This window comes from Xanthobacter agilis (assembly GCF_021730435.1).
Lineage (GTDB): Bacteria > Pseudomonadota > Alphaproteobacteria > Rhizobiales > Xanthobacteraceae > Xanthobacter > Xanthobacter agilis.
Window position 1 is genome coordinate 18,520 of record NZ_JABWGX010000034.1, and the last position, 19,359, is coordinate 37,878.

Consider the following 19,359-nt stretch of genomic DNA (forward strand, 5'->3'; position numbering starts at 1 on the left):
GATGGCGGGGTCCGTTCCCGGCCTGCCGCCGCCCAAGCCGATCCCGCTCAAAGACCGGGCCTCACTGGTCTTTGTGGAGAAGGCGCAGCTCGACGTGCAGGACGGGGCCTTTGTGGCGGTCAATGCGGATGGCACGCGAACGCATATCCCTGTAGGAGGCCTGGCCGGCATCATGCTGGAGCCCGGCGCACGGATTTCCCACGCCGCCGTCTCGCTTGCGGCGCGGGTGGGAACGCTCATCACCTGGGTCGGCGAGGCGGGGGTTCGGCTCTACTCCGCCGGCCAGCCGGGCGGGGCCCGGGCCGACCGGCTGCTCTGGCAGGCCGCGATCGCACTCGATCCTGCCGCGCGGCTGCGGGTGGTGCGCAAGATGTACGAGATCCGGTTCGGCGAGGCGGCGCCCGAACGGCGCTCCATCGAGCAGTTGCGCGGCATCGAGGGGGCCCGGGTCCGCAAATCCTACGAGTTACTCGCTCAGGCCCACGCGGTGCGATGGCAACGACGCCGGTACGACGTGGGCGATTGGGAGGCGAGCGACGTGCCGAACCGCTGCCTTTCCGCCGCGACCGCTTGCCTGCATGGGCTGACTGAAGCCGCGGTTCTGGCTGCGGGCTACGCGCCGGCAATCGGCTTTCTCCACACCGGGAAGCCGCTGTCCTTCGTCTACGACATTGCCGATCTCTGGAAGCTCGACACCGTGGTGCCGGAAGCGTTCCGCATCGCCGGCCTGCATGCCAAGGGCAAGCTGGAGATGGCGCCGGATCGCGCCGTGCGGCTGGCCTGCCGGGATGCCTTCCGCCGCTCTGGTCTGCTGGCCAAGATCATTCCGCAGATCGAGCAGGTGTTGGCGGCGGGTGAGCTTGCCCGCCCCGAGCCGCCACCCGAGGCGCTCGGGCCGGCCTTTGACGATGGCGAACCATCGGGCGACGAGGGACACCGGGGATGATGGTCGTCGTCGTTTCCAACGCGCCGCCGCGCCTGCGCGGCCGCCTGGCGGCCTGGCTGCTGGAAGTGCGGGCGGGCGTCTATGTGGGGGACTATTCGGCCCGGACGCGGGAGCGGATCTGGGAGCAGGTGGTCGCCTATATCGAACAGGGCGATGCCGTGATGGTCTGGCGGGCGCCGACCGACCAGGGGTTCGACTTCGTCACGGCCGGGACAAACCGGCGAATGCCCGTCGATTTTGATGGGCTCAAGCTGGTCTCCTTCGCACCAAAGGAGTGAGTTTCCCGCACATGCGAAAATCCGGTAGCCAGACGGGCGCCGGAAATTCTAATCTGGATCAATCGTTTGCAATTGGTCTGTTCCCCGCATACGCGGGGATGAACCGTTGGGGTTGGCCGTGGAGTGGGCGCGGGAGAACTGTTCCCCGCATACGCGGGGATGAACCGGTCGATCCACGTGATGTGCAGGCCGCGAAAGGCTGTTCCCCGCATACGCGGGGATGAACCGCGCTCGAACGTCTTCGTCACGTCTTTTTGCCACTGTTCCCCGCATGCGCGGGGATGAACCGCTCGCCCTTTTCCCACCGAGAAACGGTCGCCTCTGTTCTCCGCATGCGCGGGGATGAACCGCTCACCACCTCCGACATCAAGCACGTCCTCTCCTGTTCCCCGCATGCGCGGGGATGAACCGAAGGAATGCCGTACCCCACGCAACGAGACCGACTGTTCCCCGCATGCGCGGGGATGAACCGACCGCATGCCCGAACTATCCGCCCCCACCGAACTGTTCCCCGCATGCGCGGGGATGAACCGTAAGCGTTCCAGAAACGCCGGTCCAACCTTCCCTGTTCCCCGCATGCGCGGGGATGAACCGTGCCAATAGGCCGGCTCGAACCGCCGCACCGGCTGTTCCCCGCATGCGCGGGGATGAACCGCGCGAGCAGATCGCATCCATCGCCGTGGTCACCTGTTCCCCGCATGCGCGGGGATGAACCGGTCAGGACAGTGCCCGCCGCCGCATTGCCGTCCTGTTCCCCGCATGCGCGGGGATGAACCGTCTTTGGTGCGCGCGAAACCCGGACCCTCGCGCTGTTCCCCGCATGCGCGGGGATGAACCGGATTCTGGGACGGTATAGGGACAATGACCTATCTGTTCCCCGCATGCGCGGGGATGAACCGCAAAAGCGATCTGCCTCAATGAGGAGTGGGATCTGTTCCCCGCATGCGCGGGGATGAACCGATGGCGCGCGGACAGCGGGCGGCCCCGGCTGGCTGTTCCCCGCATGCGCGGGGATGAACCGACAGCATCATGGGGCTGGTGGACGGCACCAAGCTGTTCCCCGCATGCGCGGGGATGAACCGATATTGTATAGCTCGGCGAGTTGGCGAGCATGCTGTTCCCCGCATGCGCGGGGATGAACCGACCAAAGAACGGAACGACTACAGCGTCTTTGACTGTTCCCCGCATGCGCGGGGATGAACCGTGGGGGATGATTTCGCAACGTGAAATTGCGGGCTGTTCCCCGCATGCGCGGGGATGAACCGCATCTGGCCCGCGCCGGTTGAGAGGCCGGCAACTGTTCCCCGCATGCGCGGGGATGAACCGTTCGCGCTGCCCTATTTCCTGTACCTGCACACCTGTTCCCCGCATGCGCGGGGATGGACCGGTGATGGGCGCGATCTCCTGGGGGTTCCACCCTGTTCCCCGCATGCGCGGGGACGAACCGGAACAGCGCGAGTTCCGCGACCGGTGCACCACCTGTTCCCCGCATGCGCGGGGATGAACCGCAGATGGGCGCTCGTCTGGCTACGGGGCGGAGGCGTTCCGGCTGCCACCGTGCGCGCTCCGCGGGTTCTCTCGGGCCTCCGGCCCGGATCAAACAAGGGGCAGAATGAGGGGGTAGCGCCTGATCCCCGGCCAGCGCCGACGATGGCCGCCGTCCTCCCACCCCCAACCCCTCCCGCTCCGGGGAGGGGAGCGCCTTACTCACACGTCCTGAAAAATCCCATGTCGCTGACCTTCGCCATCGCCGACCTGCACGGCCGGGCCGATCTTCTCGAGGCGGCCCTGGCGACCATCGAAGCGCGCGTGGCGAGCGGCACCGTCGTGTTCCTGGGCGACTATGTGGACCGGGGGCCGAAGAGCAAGCAGGTCATCGCGCGCCTGGTCGCCGGCCCGTCGCAGGGCTGGGAATGGGTCTGCCTGCGCGGCAACCATGAGGAGATGATGCTGCGGGCGCTCACCTGCTCCGAGGCCGTGTTCATCGAGCGCAAACTGTGGATGAGCAACGGGGGCGATGTGACGCTTCGGTCCTATGGCGACTCTGCCGATTTCGTGCCCGATACCCATATCGACTGGCTGAAGGGTCTGCCCCTCATGCATGTGGACCTGCAGCGGGTCTACGTGCATGCGGCCATCGACCCTTATCGTCCCCTCCACGGTCAGCGGGAAAGCACCCTGCTCTGGGCTCTCCATGGAGACGATGAACAGGGCGGGCATGACGACTTCCACGTGGTCCATGGTCATCACCAGTTCGCCGATGGCCCAGTGCTGAAGACTCACCGCACCGATCTTGATACCTTCGCCTGGTCCACCGGCCGCCTCGTCGTTGGCGTGTTCGACGACGACACGCCGGGCGGGCCCGTCGATTTCATCGAGGTGATCGGGGAGCCTGCTCGGCAAGAAGCTGAAGCGCTTGTGCCGCCGGCAGGCACTGCACGGGCACCCGAGCCGCGCTCATGAGGGTGGCGACGCCCGGATCGTCATCAACCACGAGGACGGAGCCGACCTCGCCCGGCTCCAGCCCCTCGACGAAATCGCGCACGGCGCGGGCGCCGCCGCCGCGCCGCAAGCGTTCAAGCGTGGCGACGGCCGCCGGCGTTTCCTCCCGCTTCAGCAGGGCGCCATAGGCGACGCCCGGCGCAGTCTCCACCCGCTGCACAGCGCCGCCGGCGCTCTCGATCCAGGAGAGGACCTCTTGCGCTTGGGGCTGACCCCTCTCCCAGCCGCAGGCCTCCCTCTCCACCAGGTCGGCAATGACAACCTGCCAGCCGGCACCCGTCGCTGCGTCCAGGGCGCCGGCCGCGGCGAGCTGACGGAGCACGCCGCCGCTCGTCGGAATCAGCATGATCCGTCCCGTGCTCAGAACGCCACCTCATCCGTTCCCTGACCATCATGGACCTTGCCGGTCCGCTTGCGGCCGGTGCGCACCCGCTGCGGCAACGCGTTCACGCTGATCGTGAGGCCGATGTCATCCTTCGACACATCGAGCAGATCCGCGAGGCGGCTGTGCTCGCCCAGGGTCAGGAACACCATCGCCAGCGTACCGATGGACACACCGGGGTCCGCGCGCTCCAGACGCCGGATGGTGGCGACGTTGACGCTTACCCCGTCCGCCAGCCGCTGCTGCGTGAAGCACCGGCGCTTGCGCGCGATGGCGATGTCCTCGCCGAGCTTCACCAGCTCGGCCGCCGCCCGCAGGGAGGGGATGCGCGCCTTTGTATGGTCCCGGCATTTGATGGTGCATTATCCATGCAAGGGTGGAAGGATGCGCTATGGGACAGATTCTGCACGGGAGCGCCCGCACGACAGAGGCAGTCCGTCGCGCGATACAACATAGTCAAGAGAGCCTGAGGGTTCTGGCTAAGCGGTACGGGATCAACCAGAAGACCGTCGCCAAGTGGAAGAAGCGCACGGCGGTCAAGGACTTGCCGACCGGTCCCAAGGATGCCCATTCGACGGTACTGGGTATCGAGGACGAGGCGATCATTGTCGCCTTCCGCAAGCACACCCTGCTGCCGCTGGATGACTGCCTCTACGCCCTGCAGGCGACGATCCCGCACCTGACCCGATCATCCCTGAATCGCATTCCCATCGGCCAGCGCGTCGGACCGCTGATCGTTGATGAAACAGCGGGGCGACCCTACGCTGAGCACGCATACGCTCGTGAATGGCGCGCGGTCGCGCGCGCGGCGGGGATTCCTGACGCGATTTGGAATATGGATGCTCGTGCCGGAGGCATTTCAGAGGCGGACGACGCCGGCGCGGAGCTCGACGAAATCCGATCCGCCGCAGGACACTCGCAAATGTCGACGACGGTGCGATATATTCGCGGTACGGTCGGCAAATCACGCAAGGTCGCCCGACTCCGTCAGGCGCACCGCGCGAAGCAAGCCGGCGATAGCCGCCCCATCTAACCGAGGAACGTGACGAGGAACGCGAGGAACGTGTAGCTCAACGGCAAGCCGACAAGCTCTTGTCATAGCTCGCGAAATTGGAGCGGGCGATGGGAATCGAACCCACGACATACAGCTTGGGAAGCTGTCGTTCTACCACTGAACTACGCCCGCGTCGGTGCGCACCATAGCCAAGGCTCGTGCCCCACAGCAAGAGGCAAGCTGCATTTGCCCACACGGTTCGCCGCGCCGGAGGCCCACGGTGTCCCCGCCTGCCCCATGGCCGCGGGAGGGCGGCCGCATCCGGCGGGCCGGACCGGCATAGCGGGTTCCTGCACCACAGCTGCGCCAGCCTTGCGCCGTCCGCTCTTGTGATCGGTCGCGGCCCGTGGCACCTGTGCGCTGCACACAAGGGAAACGACGGCATGGCTGAAGGTACCCCGGCGGCGCACCGCATTGGCGCGCCCCCGCTCATCGCGGGACTGTCCGCGTTCGCAGCGGATTACGACCTCATCCTCTGTGATGTGTGGGGCGTCATCCACAACGGCGTCCATGCTTTTCCGGCGGCCTGCGCCGCCCTTGAGCAAGCCCGTGCCGGCGGCGCCAGCGTCGTGCTCGTGTCCAACGCGCCGCGGCCCAATACCGCCATCATCGCCATGCTGGACGGCTTCGGCGTGCCGCGCACCAGCTATGATGCCATCGTCACCTCCGGGGATGTCACCCGCACCCTGCTGTCGGCGCGTGGCAGGGTGAACGTGTTCCACCTGGGACCGGAGCGGGACCTCAGCACCTATGACGGCCTCGATGTCGCCCTGGGCCCCCTGGAGGCCGCGGACCTCGTGGTGTGCACGGGCCTGTTCGATGACAATGTGGAAACGCCGGACGATTACGCCGACATGCTCGCCCAGATGAAGGCGCGCAGCCTGCCCTTCATCTGCGCCAATCCCGATCTGGTGGTGGAGCGCGGGGCCAGCCTCGTCTATTGCGCCGGCGCCATCGCCAAGGCCTATGAGGACATCGGCGGCGAGGCCGTCTATTGCGGCAAGCCCTACCGCCCGATCTACGAGACCGCCCTCGGCCTCGCGACGGCCCTGCGCGGCGGGCGGCTCGACACGGCGCGGGTGCTCGGCATCGGCGACGCGCTGCGCACCGATATCGCCGGCGCCAATGCGGCCGGCTTCGACAGCCTATTCATCGCCGGCGGCATCCACGCGGCCGAGCTGAAGGCGGCGGACGGCGCCGTGCCCGACAGCGCCTCCCTCGCCGCCCTGTTCGACGGCCATGCGCATCCGCGCGGGGTCATGCCGCGTCTGGCCTGGTGAGATCAGGTGAGGCGCGGCGCGTAAGCGGCCCGCCGCCCCCCGAGCCCGCTGGCGTAGCGGCTGTGAAAGGCGCTCTGGCGCACGGTCTGGCGCATTTTCTTGTCGCGAACCGGATTTCCCTGCGCGCGAAAATGCTCTAGAGCGTGTCCCAGCCAGCGGCGCCCGGCCCCGGCGGCGCTCCATGGCCACGCGGCTTTGCCGCTTTGGTTCTGCCCATATGGGGTTCGCACGCCGCCGATGCCTGTTTCCTCCTCCCCCGCCTTCATCGTCCTGCGCGGGTCCGACCCTCTCCCCCCGACCCTGGCGCGGCCCGTGCTCGCCATCGGCAATTTCGACGGTGTCCACCGGGGTCACCGTGCCGTGTTCGAAGCCGCCCGCTCCATGGCCCGCGAGCGGGGCGCACCGGCGCTGGCGCTCACCTTCGAGCCGCACCCGCGCACCTTCTTCAGCCCGCAGACCGCCCCCTTCCGCCTGACCCCGGAAGGGGCCAAGCTCCGCCAGATCGCCGCGAGCGGCCTTGAGGGCGCGATCGTGCTGCCGTTCGATCAGGCCCTCGCCACCATGGATGCGGAAGCCTTCGTGCGTGACATCCTGGTGGGGCGCTATGGGGTCAGCGGCATCGCGGTGGGGTTCGATTTTCATTTCGGCCGCGCCCGCGCCGGCTCGCCAACGTTCCTGGAAGGCGCCGGGCGCCGCCATGGCTTCGCGGTGACCGTGGTGGACCCCATGCGCGACGAAGACGACCCCATCTCCTCCACCGCCATCCGCAAGGCCCTGTCGGCCGGGCAGGTGGGCCATGCCGCCCACATGCTGGGCCGCCCCTTCACCGTGACCGCCGAGGTGCGCCACGGCGACAAGCGCGGACGCACCATCGGCTTTCCCACCGCCAATCTGGCACTGGCGGGAAATATCGACCTCGCCTTCGGCATCTATGCGGTGCGCGCCAACACTGCGGACGGCCGTCGTTTCGACGGCGTGGCGAATTTCGGCCGTCGTCCGACCTTCGACAATGGCGCGCCGCTGCTGGAAGTGCACCTGTTCGACTTTACCGGCGACCTTTATGGCCAGACCCTGGAGGTGGAACTCCACGCCTACCTGCGGCCGGAACTGAAGTTCGAGGGCATCGACGCCCTGGTGGCGCAGATCGCCGAGGACGCCCGCCGCGCCCGCGCGGTGCTCGCGCAGCTCTGACACAACGCGCCGGGCTGGCGCGCGGAGCGGCAAGCGCCCCGCGCGCGGGCTCATGAGGTGAAAATGCCGGCAATGCCGGAATAGACGCCGAGGGCGCACATCACGACCGTGACCGTCCACACCACCACCGCATAGCGCCCCTTGAGGCGGTAAGGCTCCGGCAGCGCCTTCTGGGACAGCACCGCCAGGAAGCCCAGCACGATCGGCAGCAGCAGCGCATTCACCACCTGGACGAAGATGTTGATGTCGATGAGGTTCACCCCCGACATCACGACCGTGGCGCCCACCGCCAGCACCGCGACATAGACCACGTAGAACCACGGCGCCTGCTTCACCCCGTCGCCCAGGCTGCGGCGATAGCCGGTGACCTCGCCCATGCCCCAGGCGGCGGTGAGGCTGACCACGATGGCCGCCACCAGCGCCGCCCCCACCATGCCCATGGAGAACAGGATGCGCCCCGCGTCCACCCCCAGGTGGGGGGTGATGGCATCGCTGATCTGCTCCACCGTATTGAGGTCCACCCCGCCCTCGTGGTTGGCCCACAAGGTGGCTGCGGTGGTGACGAGCATCGCGATCATCACCAATTGGGTGACCACCGAGCCGATCGCCGTGTCCCAGCGCGAGCCCTTGATGTTCGCGATGCCGAGGCCCTTATCCACCACCGCGGACTGCTGGTAGAAGATATCCACGGCATCACCACCGCGCCGATGTTGGCCGCCACCAGGACCAGATAGTAGGAATTGTCGATGGGAAAGGTGGTGAGCCCCGCCATCACCTGGGCCGGCTGGGGCGCGGACATTACCATGGCGACCAGGAAGACCAGCTCGAACAGCCCCACCGCAATCGCCACCCGCTCCACCCGCAGATAGGAGCCGGTGACCGCCACGATCAAAAGAAACGCGGTGACGGCCCCGCACGACACCCACATGGGGATGCCCCACATGAGCCCCACGCCGGCGACACCGCTCATTTCGCAGATGATGGCGCCGGTGCAGGCGATGAGCAGCGTCGACACCGACAGCCACGCCCAGCCCCGGCCGAAATGCGCCTCGATCAGCTCGCCATGGCCCTTCCCGGTGACCGCGCCGAGGCGGATCGTCAGCTCCCGCACCATGTAGACGATGGGGATGAGGATGATTTGCGCCGAAAGCAGGGCATAGCCCCATTGCGCGCCGCTCTGGGCAGCGGTGATGAGGCTGCCCGCGTCGGTATCCGCCAGCGTCACCACCAGCCCCGGACCCATGGCCGCAGATAGGCCACGAGCGCCGTGCGCCGGCGGGATCCGGTCGCCGGCGATGGCGCCGGCTCGACAATTTAAAACTCGACCGACATCTTATCCCCCATGCAGCGGCGCCACCACGGTCCCGATACAAGCGATAATTGAGGACAAACATAGACGTCAATATATATGAATACTCGCGAGATATATTGTATTTATTCCACATCAATACAGTACGCCATGATCGATCGCCGCCAACAGGACGCCACACCGCGCGGCGGGACGCGCCCGGCCGGCGGGCCACGGCTGCGGCCCGCTGAAGCCCCTGCGGGCGAGGCGGCACCGCGAACGGCGCGCGGCGACACCGGAGTTAGCCACGCCTTAACCGTACCGGGCGCACAGTGGCGCAAATTGACCCAGATCGTGCGCCGAGGCTGCCCATTTTGCCCGCCCCCGTTCCCGCGCCGGCCTCCGTGGAGGACCGCCGCTCACCCTTCATCCGCCTGGCCGAGCTCCTTGCCGGCCTCGAGCCCGGCCGCGCGCCGCTGAGCGCCGCAGTCGGGGAGCCGCAGCACGCCATGCCCGATTTCGTGGGGCCGGTGCTCGCGGGCAATCTCGCCGGCTTCGGCCGCTATCCGCGCGCCGAGGGCACGCCCACCTTCCGCGCCGCGGCCGCCCGCTGGCTGGAGCGCCGCTACGCCCTCGCCCGGCCCCTGGACGCGGACCGCGAGGTGCTGGCGCTGAACGGCTCCCGCGAGGGCCTGTTCTCGGCCGCCATCGTCGCCCGGCGGCTGGTGACCGAGCGCAAGCTCGCCAAGGGCCAGCGCCCGGCGATGCTGCTGCCCAATCCCTTCTATGCCGCCTATGCCGCCGGCGCCGAGGCCGCCGGCTGCGACGCGGTGGTGCTGCCGACCACGCAGGCCAGCGGCTGGCTGCCGGATCTCGACGCCCTCGACCCGGCGCTGCTCGACCGCACGGTGGCGATCTACATCGCCTCGCCCGCCAATCCGCAAGGCGCCATCGCCTCCGCCGACTATCTCGGCCGGGCGCTGGAGCTGGCGCGCCGCCACGGCGCCTTTCTGTTCTCCGACGAATGCTATTCGGAGATCTATCTGGGTGCGGAAAAACCGCCCGGCATCCTGGAGGTGGCGAACGGCGAGTTCAGCCGCGCCATCACCTTCAACTCCCTGTCCAAGCGCTCGTCCCTGCCCGGCCTGCGGTGCGGCTTCTGCGCCGGCGACGCGGCCTTCCTGAAGGAGTTCCTGGCGTTCCGCTGGGTGGCGGCGCCGCAGGTGCCCGAGCCCCTGCAAGCGGTGGCGGTGGCCGCGCTCGAGGACGAGGCCCATGTGGTCCACTCCCGCGACCTCTACCGGGCCAAGTTCGACCTGGCCGATGCCATCATCGGCACTCGCTTCGGCTACAGCCGGCCCGGCGGCGGCTTCTTCCTGTGGCTCGACGTGTCGCACCTGAAGGGCGAGGGCCGCACCGGCGGCGAGGCCGCCGCCCTCAAGCTGTGGCGCGAGCAGGGCCTGCGCACCGTGCCCGGCGGCTATCTCGCCCGCCGCGACCTCTCCGGCGCCAACCCCGCCGAGGACTGGCTGCGCGTCGCCCTGGTGCACGATCTGCCCACCTCGGAGGCGGTGCTGAAGCGCCTCGTCGCCGGTCTCGACACCGCCCTGGACTGAAAGGAGAGCTGCGCCCATGCCCGCGACCTCCACCACGGCCCGCCGTTCGGCCGATGCGGTGATGCATTCCCGCATGCAGCCCCAGGCCCCGCGGCTCGATTTCATCCCCGAGGCCGTGCGCCAGGGGGTGAGGCGGCGCAGCCGGGAGATCATCGGGGTGGCGATCGCCCTTGCCGGCGCGCTGGCGACGGCGGCGCTCATCACCTGGTCGGCCTCCGATCCGAGCTTTTCCAACGCCACCGATTCGGCCGTGCACAACATTCTGGGGCGGCCGGGCGCCATCGTCGCCGATCTGCTGATGCAGGTGTTCGGCCTCGCGTGTCTCGTGGTGGTGCTGCCGCTCGTCTATTGGGGCTGGCGGCTCATCACCCACCGGCCCTTCGGCCGGGCGAAGCTGCGCATCACCGCCTGGGCGGTGGGGCTGGTGGGGGCCTGCGCCTTCCTCAGCGCCGTGCCGCGCCTGGGCACATGGCCCACCACCACCGGCCTCGGCGGCGTGATCGGCGACCTGTTCCCGCGGCTCGCCAGCCTGCTCGGCATCGGCGCCGCCGCGTCCATGGGTGAGCTGCTGGTGGGCGCCATCGGCGCCGTGGTGGGTGCCGCGGCCCTGTTCCTCGCCTTCGCCGGCGGCCGGCGCACCCCGCTCAAGCCGCTCACCGCCCTCGACGAGGACGGGGACGACGAGGAGGACGAGGATGACGACGGCACCGCCGTGTCGCTCGGCGCGCTGACCCACACCGTGCTGTCGCTCAAAGCCCGGCTGTTCGGCCATCATCACCTGCCATCGCTGACGCCGTCCGGCATTGCCGGGTTCGCGCGCGATCGGCTGACCGGCGAGCCGGGATCCAGCGACATCCACGGCCGGGTCGAACCGCGCATCGGCGCCGACGGCCCCGCGCCGCGCTCCGGCGGCGAGGAAGCCGTGCTTGAGGAAGACGCGGAGTTGATCGCCGAGAGCGCCACCGGCCGGCGTCGGCGCGGCGCCCGCAAGCCCGCCGGGCGCAAGGGGCATTACCAGTTCCCGCCGCTCGACCTGCTGGCTCCCGCGCCCGCCAGCAAGGCGCCCGCCCTCTCCCCGGAGGCGCTCAAAGACACCGCCGCCCTGCTGGAAGCCACCCTCAAGGACTTCGGCGTGCGCGGCGAGATCGTGGACGTGCGCCCCGGACCGGTGGTGACGCTCTACGAGCTGGAGCCGGCGCCCGGCATCAAGTCCTCCCGCGTGATCGGCCTCGCCGACGACATCGCCCGCTCCATGAGCGCGGTGTCCGCGCGCGTGGCGGTGGTGCCGGGGCGCAACGCGATCGGCATTGAGCTGCCCAACGCCAAGCGCGACAAGGTGCTGCTGCGCGACATGCTCTCCACCAAGGACTTCGGCGATTCGGGCCACAAGCTGGCGATCAGCCTCGGCAAGACCATCGGCGGCGATCCGGTGATCGTGGACCTCGCCCGCATGCCCCATCTGCTGGTGGCGGGCACCACCGGCTCGGGCAAGTCGGTGGCCATCAACACCATGATCCTGTCCCTGCTCTACCGGATGAAGCCGGAGCAGTGCCGGCTCATCATGGTGGACCCGAAGATGCTGGAACTCAGCGTCTATGACGGCATCCCGCACCTGCTGTGCCCGGTCGTCACCGATCCGAAGAAGGCGGTGGTGGCGCTGAAATGGGCGGTCAAGGAAATGGAAGACCGCTACAAGAAGATGTCCAAGCTCGGCGTGCGCAACATCGACGGCTTCAACGCCCGTGTGCGCGAGGCCGCCGAGAAGGGCGAGACCGTCTCGCGCACGGTGCAGACCGGCTTCGACCACGAGACCGGCGAGGCCATCTACGAGCGGGAGGAGATGAATCTCGAGGCCCTGCCCTACATCGTCATCGTGGTGGACGAGATGGCGGACCTGATGCTGGTCGCCGGCAAGGACATCGAGGGCGCCATCCAGCGCCTCGCCCAGATGGCCCGCGCCGCCGGCATCCACCTCGTGATGGCGACGCAACGCCCGTCCGTGGACGTCATCACCGGCACCATCAAGGCCAATTTCCCCACCCGCATCTCGTTCCAGGTCACCTCCAAGATCGACAGCCGCACCATCCTCGGCGAACAGGGGGCCGAGCAGCTCCTCGGCCAGGGCGACATGCTCTACATGGCCGGCGGCGGACGCATCCGCCGCGTGCATGGGCCGTTCGTCTCCGACGAGGAGGTCGAAGAGGTGGTCAAGCACCTCAAGGCCCAGGGCGTGCCGGCCTATATCGATTCGGTCACCGCCGAGCCGGACGAGGACGACGAGGACGGCGCCGTATTCGACAAGGGCGGCTTCGGCGAGGACGGGCGCGACCTGTATTCCCAGGCGGTCAACGTGGTGATGCGCGACCGCAAATGCTCCACCTCCTACATCCAGCGCCGGCTGCAGATCGGCTACAATCGCGCCGCCTCCCTGGTGGAGCGCATGGAGAAGGAGGGCCTGGTGGGCGCGCCCAACCACGCGGGCAAGCGCGAGATCCTGCTGCCGGAAGAGGCCGCTGAATGAGCCCGCGCCGGCGCGCGGCCGGCGTCCTCCCCTGCCCTCGCCCGCGGGGCGGTGACGGCATCGGCTCGGGGAGCGGGAGCAAGGCCGCTGCCGCCTCAGGCAAACCCGTGCGCCGCCCTCTCCGTTCGGAGCCACGGCGCGTCGGCCCACGCCGGGCGGGGGTGATGCCCCTGCGGCGGAGCGTCGCCGGGCGTGCGCCCGTGCCCGCCGGGTCCGCCGCGCCCTCGTGGCGCACCCGGCTTCCTCTTGCATCTGTGACCGCCGGGCCACAGGATCGCCATAGGCTGCCGCTAGGGGCTTCGATGCCGCGTCTGCGTCGGTCGGCCGTGGGCCTTGGCCAGGTGTGCGCGGACGTGTCCGCGCGGGCATTGGTCCGGGCCCCGTCCTCGTTTCAGAGACCTTGAATGATGTCGAGCCGTTGTTCTGCCCCGCGTGTGATGGCCGCGAGCCTGTGTCTCGCTCTCGCGCTGGCGTCATCCGCCGTGTGGGCGCAGGAGGCGTTGCCGCCCGGCTCGCTCTGGGGCGGCCCCCTGGACGGCAGCCCGAGCAGCGGCAGTTCCAAATCCTCATCGGCCAGCACGGCGCAGCCGCCGGCTTCGGCGCCGCTGCCGCCGCACCGGCCGAGCGCGCCCTTCAAGCCCGCCGGGACCGCGGAAGCCCGCGCGCCCGCGGCACCTGCCCCCGCGCCCACCCCGGCCCTGCCCGACGGGCGGGCGAGCCCGGCGACGGTGGCGCGGGTGACCGACTATTACAATTCCGTGCAGTCCATGACCGGCAATTTCACCCAATTGGACCCGGACGGCACCCGCCGCACCGGCGACTTCTACATGCAGAAGCCGGGCCGCGTGCGCTTTCAATATGACCCGCCGAGCCCGGTGGAGCTGATTTCCAACGGCCAGTCGGTGGCGGTACGCGACCGCAGCCTGAACACCCAGGACATCACCCCGCTCAACCAGACGCCGCTGCGCTTCCTGCTGGCGGAGAGGGTGGACCTCGCCAACGACCCGAACGTGACCGGCATCTTCCAGGACGACCGCTTCATCACGGTGACCATGCAGCATCAGGTGCCGATGCTGGGCACCTACCGCCTGTTGATCCTGTTCGACACCAAGACCTCGGCCCTGAAACAATGGGTGGTCACCGACCCCCAGGGCTACGACACCCAGGTGACGTTGAGCAACGTGCAGGTGAACAAGCGGCCCGACCCGCGCCTGTTCGTCATCAATTTCGAGCGCATGCTGCAATAAGCCCGGCCAATGGCCCGACCGGGCGGCGCGAGACGCCGCGCCCGGCCCGCTCTCCCAAACCGGACGCGCATCATGGGATCGCGCCGCATCGGCTGTGGCATCGACGCTCCGGCTCGATTAAGGATAACCTTATTCTCAACCCCTTCCGATGGCTCCCGTTCGACGCCTGACGACAGTGCAAGATAGGCGGAACCGGCCGTGCCCTTCATGACGACAAACCCCGCGCTCGCCCGCGCCTTGGCGGACCGAGACTATAACGACCCGACACCGGTGCAAGGCGCGGTGCTGGCTCCGGAGGCCTCGGGCCGGGACCTTCTGGTGTCCGCGCAGACCGGCTCCGGCAAGACCGTGGCCTATGGCCTCGCCATGGCCGAAACGCTGCTGGGCGCCGAGGAGAGCTTCGGACCGGCCGCCGCGCCGCAGGCGCTGGTGGTGGCCCCCACTCGCGAGCTGGCGCTGCAGGTGCAGCGCGAGTTCGCGTGGCTCTATGCGGCGACCGGGGCCCGCATCGTGTCCTGCGTCGGCGGCATGGACCCGCGCCAGGAGCAGCGCGCGCTCACCCGCGGCGCCCACATCGTGGTCGGCACCCCCGGTCGCCTGCGCGACCATCTGGAGCGGGGCCGGCTCGACATCTCCGCGGTGCGGGTGGTGGTGCTCGATGAAGCCGACGAGATGCTCGACCTCGGCTTCCGCGAGGATCTCCAATTCATCCTCGACGCCACGCCGCCGGAGCGGCGCAGCCTGCTGTTCTCGGCGACGCTGCCGCGCGGCATCACCGCCTTGGCCAAGCGCTACCAGCGCGACGCGCTACGCATCGAAGTGGCGAGCGCGGAGGGCGGGCACGCCGATATCGAATACCGCGCCATTCGCGTGGTGCCGAAGGAGATCGAGCACGCGGTCGTCAACCTGCTGCGCTATTACGATGCGCCGGGCGCCATCGTGTTCTGCAACACGCGCGAAACCGTGCGGCACCTGCACGCGACGCTTCAGGAGCGGCAGTTTTCCGCGGTCGCCCTGTCCGGAGAGCTCGGCCAGAACGAGCGCAACGCGGCGCTGCAGTCGCTGCGGGACGGTCGCGCGCGGGTGTGCGTGGCCACCGACGTCGCCGCCCGCGGCATCGATTTGCCGAGCCTCTCGCTGGTCATTCATGCCGACCTTCCCAACGACGCCGAGAGTCTTCAGCACCGCAGCGGCCGGACCGGGCGGGCCGGGCGCAAGGGCGTCAGCGTGCTACTGGTGCCCCCGTTCCGCCGGCGCCGTACCGAGGACATGCTGCGGGCGCTGGGCCTGACCCCGGCCTGGTCGGGCCCGCCCACCGCCGACGAGATCCGCAAGCTCGATCACGAGCGCATGCTGCGGGATCCGCTGTTGACCGAGGAGCCGAGCGACGACGACGCCGCCGTCGCCCGCACGCTACTGGCCGAGCACCCGGCCGAGCATCTGGTGGCGGCGCTGGTGCGCCTTTATCGCGCCGGCCTGCCCGCGCCGGAGGAGGTCGCCGATCCCGGCGAGCCGCGCGGCGCCCGTGACCGGGCCGCCGGGCGGAGCACCGGTGGCGCCATCGGCGGGGCGTGGTTCCGCCTCAACATCGGACGCCGGCACAAGGCCGATCCGCGCTGGCTGTTGCCGCTGATCTGCCGGCGCGGAAACGTAACCCGCGACGACATTGGCGCCATCCGCATCTTTGATGAGGAGACCGCGTTCGAGGTCAGCGCCGCCGCGCTCGAAGGCTTCAGCGCGGCGCTGCGCAAGCCGGACGGCTCCAACGAAGTCATCGAGCCGCTCCCCGGCGGACCGCCGGGGAGCCGTCCCGAGCACCCCGGTCGGGCCAAGGCGCCGCGATGGAAACAGGGCCAGGACAAGCCAGCGCGGAGCAAGTCCTTCCGCGACAAGCCCGCATACGGCGGATCGGGCCAGGAGCCCCCGCGCGATCCCAAACCCCCGGGCCGTGGTGCCCCCAAGGGCGCGCCCGGACGCAGCCGGCCGAACAAGCCGGAAGGCAAGCCGACCGGAAAGCGGCAGCAACGGCCCTGAGCGCGCCCCGGCTCCGGCCTGGAGCCCGCCGGCCACCGCCCGCGATCGATTGAAGCCGTTCAAACCAAGACCAGCGCGGCGCGCGGGCGATGCCACCGGCTGAGGTCCAGAACCTCAGCCGGTGGCATGCTCCAAGCGTTCCGCGCTGGCGCCAGGGGCTGAGGTCACCGGCGAATGGACCGCGCTCCCCCGCCCGTGCGCGTGTCCCCGCCCTTGCGTGCCCGTGCGCGTCCCTGCCCTTGCGCGCCTGCCCCGCCTGCTCTACCCCTAGATCTCCCTTCCATTTTTCATGCCGTTGCCACCTTGTCCCTCACCATCGCCACCTGGAACATCAATTCCGTCCGCATCCGGCTCGATATCCTGCGCGAGGCCGTCGCGGCGTTGCAGCCGGATGTCCTGTGCCTCCAGGAAACCAAGTGCCAGGACGACAAATTTCCGCTCGCCGCCATCCGCGAGCTGGGCTTTCCCCACATCGCCCTCCACGGGCAGAAGGGCTGGCACGGGGTTGCCACCTTCTCGCGCCGGCCGTTCGCGGACGTGACGCGGCAGGAGTTCTGCGGCAAGGGCGATGCACGCCATGTGGCGGTCACGCTCGCGCCCGAGCATGGGCTCGGCAAGCCGGTCACCATCCATAATTTCTATGTTCCCGCCGGCGGCGACGTGCCCGACCCGGAGCTGAACCCCAAATTCGCCCACAAGCTCGCCTTCCTCGACGAGGTGACCGCCTGGCCGCGCCTCCTCGACGACGCCACCGCCCAGGACCGCCATGCGGTGTTGGTGGGGGACCTCAACATCGCGCCCCTCGAAGCCGATGTGTGGAACCACAAGCAACTTCTGAACGTGGTCAGCCACACCCCGGTGGAGGTGGAGCGCATGGCCCGCTGGCAGGCCGCCGGCCGCTGGGTGGACACCATGCGCCGGTTCGTGCCGCCGCAGGACAAGCTGTTCACCTGGTGGAGCTATCGTTCGCCCGATTATACGGCCAATGATCGCGGCCGCCGGCTCGACCACGTCTGGGCCAATCCCGCGCTGGCGCCCCACGCCGCCGCCATGACCGTGCTGAAGGATGCGCGCGGCTGGGAAAAGCCGTCCGATCACGTCCCGGTGGCCCTCACCTTCGCCTGAACAGCGCACGCGCTCAGGCCCCGGTCGGCGCCTGCTCCAGCTCCGCGCGCACCCCGTCGAGCGCTTTCAGCGTGACCTCCAGCCGTTGGGCGATGGCCTGCCGCAGGGCAGCGGTCGCCGCCGGCTCGCCCTCCAGAACCGCCAGGAAGCGCGCGCGGGGGATGCACAGCAGCGTGCAGGGCTCAAGCGCCACCGCCGTCGCCGGGCGCGGGGTCGGGGCGATGAGCGCGATCTCGCCGATCAGCGCCTCCGCCGCCACCTCCAGCACGCCATGCCGCAGGCCGTCGCGCCGCGTGTCGGACAGCTCCATGCGGCCGGACATGAGGACATAGCCGCACTCCGCCGCATCGCCGGCCCGGAACAGGGTGTCGCCGGCCGAAAGGTTCACCCGCCGGGACTGCGCCACCAGTTGCGCCAGCGCCGCATCGCCCAGCGCGCTGAAGGTGGCGATGCGGCGCAGGATCGCGACCATACGGTTCCGCCTGGCCCTGGCGCGCGCCTTCTGCTCGGCGTCGCCCTTGCCGCTGCCGCGCGGCGGACTCACCGCCATCAGGGCACGAGCTTATAGCCGCCCGCCTGGGTGGCGAGCAGGGTCGGATTGGCCGGGTCCGGCTCGATCTTCTGCCGGAGGCGGTAGATATGGGTTTCCAGCGTGTGGGTGGTGACGCCGGAATTGTAGCCCCACACCTCCTGCAGCAGCGTCTCGCGCGGCACCGGCGTCTTCCCGGCCCGATAGAGATAGCGCAGGATCGCCGTTTCCTTCTCGGTCAGGCGGATCTTCGAGCCGCGCTCGGTCAGCAGCATCTTGGCGCCCGGCCGGAACGAATAGGGGCCGATGGCGAACACCGCATCCTCGCTCGCCTCGTGGGAGCGCATCTGCGCCCGCAGGCGCGCCAGCAGCACCGAGAAGCGGAACGGCTTGGTCACATAGTCATTGGCTCCGGCGTCCAGCCCCATGATGGTGTCGCTGTCGCTGTCGTGCCCGGTGAGCATGATGACCGGCGCCTTGAAGCCGTTGCGGCGGATCTGCCGCACCGCGTCGCGCCCGTCCATGTCGGGCAGGCCCACATCCATGATAACGAGATCCACCGCCCCGTTCTTGGCCGCCTCGATGGCGGCGGCCGCGCTGTCCGCCGGGATGGGCTCGAACTCGTCCTGGAGGGCGAGCTGCTCGATCAACGCATCGCGCAGCTCCGGGTCGTCCTCCACCACCAGGATCTTCCACGCATTGGCCATCGAATCCTCCTGTGCCCTTGCGGGCACGCTCGTCGTGCAAGTACAGCACGGCTCAGGCGCGGTGCAAATTTTCCCCGCACCAAATCATCGCCTTGCCGGTAACATAATGGGTCGCAACATGGAACATCCTGTGGGCATCTCCCGATTGAGGGTCCACCGCCGTCCCGGGCTGCGCCACGAAGGGGTTCTGGTGGCCGGTGGCCGGGCGCTGCGGGTGGCCCTCGGGCGGTCGGGAATCAGTGCCGACAAGCGCGAGGGTGACGGGCGAACCCCGGCCGGGCGCTGGCGCATCCTCGGCCTGCTCTACCGCCCCGATGCCGGGCCGCGCCCGCTCACCCGCCTGCCCTGCCGCCCGATCGCCCGGACCGACGGCTGGTGCGACGCGAGCGGCCACCGGCGCTACAACCGCCCGGTCACGCTGCCGTTTAGCGCCTCCCACGAACGGCTGTGGCGCGAGGACCATCTCTACGACCTGGTGCTGGTGCTCGATCACAACACCCGCCCGCGCATCATGGGGCGCGGCTCGGCGGTGTTCGTGCATCTGGCGCGGCCGGGCCTGCGCCCCACCGAGGGCTGCGTGGCACTCCCACGGGGCGAGCTGCGGCGGCTGGTGGCCCGCCTCAGGCCGGGCGCCGAGATCGTCATCGCCCCCTGACGCC

General features: G+C 69.3%; 15 protein-coding genes, 1 tRNA gene, 2 pseudogenes and 1 CRISPR repeat array. Of the genes and pseudogenes, 12 read left to right on the forward strand and 6 right to left on the reverse strand.

Annotation, left to right across the window (positions count from 1 at the left end; translation table 11 throughout):
• Position 1 precedes the first annotated feature (1 nt).
• The 3 genes from cas1e (at position 2) to HUW53_RS19365 (ending at position 3,687) form a co-directional block, all read left to right on the forward strand.
• Positions 2-946 (forward strand): type I-E CRISPR-associated endonuclease Cas1e, encoded by a 945-nt coding sequence (gene cas1e / locus HUW53_RS19355; protein WP_237347402.1) that lies wholly within the window; start codon positions 2-4, stop codon positions 944-946.
• A complete protein-coding gene (cas2e, locus tag HUW53_RS19360) occupies positions 943-1,224 on the forward strand; it encodes a type I-E CRISPR-associated endoribonuclease Cas2e (protein ID WP_237347403.1) in 282 nt (93 codons plus the stop codon). The genes cas1e and cas2e overlap by 4 nt, the downstream gene beginning before the upstream one ends.
• A gap of 77 nt (positions 1,225-1,301) precedes the next feature.
• A CRISPR array of direct repeats spans positions 1,302-2,732; the repeat unit is 29 nt; unit sequence CTGTTCCCCGCATGCGCGGGGATGAACCG.
• Between the two features lie 220 nt (positions 2,733-2,952).
• Positions 2,953-3,687, forward strand: a complete 735-nt coding sequence (locus HUW53_RS19365; protein ID WP_237347404.1) for a metallophosphoesterase — start codon at positions 2,953-2,955, stop codon at positions 3,685-3,687.
• On the opposite strand, the gene HUW53_RS19370 is transcribed toward HUW53_RS19365, so the two are convergent.
• Both HUW53_RS19370 and HUW53_RS19375 read right to left on the reverse strand, forming a co-directional pair.
• Positions 3,596-4,072 (reverse strand): hypothetical protein, encoded by a 477-nt coding sequence (locus HUW53_RS19370; protein ID WP_237347405.1) that lies wholly within the window; start codon positions 4,070-4,072, stop codon positions 3,596-3,598. The two genes, HUW53_RS19365 and HUW53_RS19370, sit on opposite strands and share 92 nt — an antisense overlap.
• A 14-nt stretch (positions 4,073-4,086) precedes the next feature.
• Positions 4,087-4,404: a helix-turn-helix transcriptional regulator gene (locus tag HUW53_RS19375; RefSeq protein WP_237347406.1), complete on the reverse strand. Its 318-nt coding sequence runs from the start codon at positions 4,402-4,404 to the stop codon at positions 4,087-4,089.
• A gap of 95 nt (positions 4,405-4,499) precedes the next feature.
• On the opposite strand from HUW53_RS19375, the pseudogene HUW53_RS19380 reads away from it, so the two are divergent.
• Positions 4,500-4,811: pseudogene (locus HUW53_RS19380) on the forward strand (IS481 family transposase); the annotation flags it as partial.
• Between the two features lie 408 nt (positions 4,812-5,219).
• Here HUW53_RS19380 and HUW53_RS19385 read toward each other — a convergent pair.
• A tRNA-Gly gene (locus HUW53_RS19385) sits at positions 5,220-5,294 on the reverse strand.
• A 251-nt stretch (positions 5,295-5,545) separates the two neighbouring features.
• Between HUW53_RS19385 and HUW53_RS19390 the strand changes: the two genes are divergently transcribed.
• Together HUW53_RS19390 and HUW53_RS19395 are read left to right on the forward strand one after the other, a co-directional pair.
• Positions 5,546-6,442, forward strand: a complete 897-nt coding sequence (locus HUW53_RS19390; protein WP_237347407.1) for a TIGR01459 family HAD-type hydrolase — start codon at positions 5,546-5,548, stop codon at positions 6,440-6,442.
• Positions 6,443-6,679: 237 nt separating this feature from the next.
• Positions 6,680-7,633 carry a bifunctional riboflavin kinase/FAD synthetase gene (locus tag HUW53_RS19395; protein WP_237347408.1) on the forward strand — a complete coding sequence of 318 codons (954 nt, stop codon included), beginning with the start codon at positions 6,680-6,682 and terminating at the stop codon, positions 7,631-7,633.
• A gap of 50 nt (positions 7,634-7,683) precedes the next feature.
• Here the strand turns inward: HUW53_RS19395 and HUW53_RS19400 are convergent.
• Positions 7,684-8,876, reverse strand: a pseudogene (locus HUW53_RS19400) (NRAMP family divalent metal transporter).
• Positions 8,877-9,295: 419 nt separating this feature from the next.
• On the opposite strand from HUW53_RS19400, the gene HUW53_RS19405 reads away from it, so the two are divergent.
• From HUW53_RS19405 to HUW53_RS19425, 5 genes are all read left to right on the forward strand, one after another.
• Positions 9,296-10,537 carry an aminotransferase class I/II-fold pyridoxal phosphate-dependent enzyme gene (locus HUW53_RS19405; protein ID WP_237347409.1) on the forward strand — a complete coding sequence of 414 codons (1,242 nt, stop codon included), beginning with the start codon at positions 9,296-9,298 and terminating at the stop codon, positions 10,535-10,537.
• Between the two features lie 61 nt (positions 10,538-10,598).
• Positions 10,599-13,058, forward strand: coding sequence for a DNA translocase FtsK (locus tag HUW53_RS19410; protein ID WP_370877863.1), 2,460 nt, complete (start codon positions 10,599-10,601; stop codon positions 13,056-13,058).
• Between the two features lie 404 nt (positions 13,059-13,462).
• Positions 13,463-14,305: an outer-membrane lipoprotein carrier protein LolA gene (locus tag HUW53_RS19415; RefSeq protein ID WP_237347410.1), complete on the forward strand. Its 843-nt coding sequence runs from the start codon at positions 13,463-13,465 to the stop codon at positions 14,303-14,305.
• A gap of 207 nt (positions 14,306-14,512) precedes the next feature.
• A complete protein-coding gene (locus tag HUW53_RS19420) occupies positions 14,513-16,339 on the forward strand; it encodes a DEAD/DEAH box helicase (RefSeq protein ID WP_237347411.1) in 1,827 nt (608 codons plus the stop codon).
• 303 nt (positions 16,340-16,642) lie between these two features.
• On the forward strand, positions 16,643-17,464 hold the full coding sequence (locus tag HUW53_RS19425) for an exodeoxyribonuclease III (protein ID WP_237347412.1): 822 nt from the start codon (positions 16,643-16,645) through the stop codon (positions 17,462-17,464).
• A gap of 13 nt (positions 17,465-17,477) precedes the next feature.
• Here HUW53_RS19425 and HUW53_RS19430 read toward each other — a convergent pair whose 3' ends face one another.
• Complete coding sequence (locus HUW53_RS19430) at positions 17,478-17,936, reverse strand: cyclic nucleotide-binding domain-containing protein (protein ID WP_237347413.1); 459 nt, start codon at positions 17,934-17,936, stop codon at positions 17,478-17,480.
• 77 nt (positions 17,937-18,013) lie between these two features.
• On the reverse strand, positions 18,014-18,700 hold the full coding sequence (locus tag HUW53_RS19435) for a response regulator transcription factor (protein WP_237347414.1): 687 nt from the start codon (positions 18,698-18,700) through the stop codon (positions 18,014-18,016).
• Positions 18,701-18,818: 118 nt separating this feature from the next.
• Here HUW53_RS19435 and HUW53_RS19440 point away from each other — a divergent pair, with 118 nt between their 5' ends.
• Entirely contained in the window at positions 18,819-19,355 is a 537-nt protein-coding gene (locus HUW53_RS19440) for a L,D-transpeptidase family protein (protein ID WP_237347415.1), read from the forward strand.
• Positions 19,356-19,359: the final 4 nt, after the last annotated feature.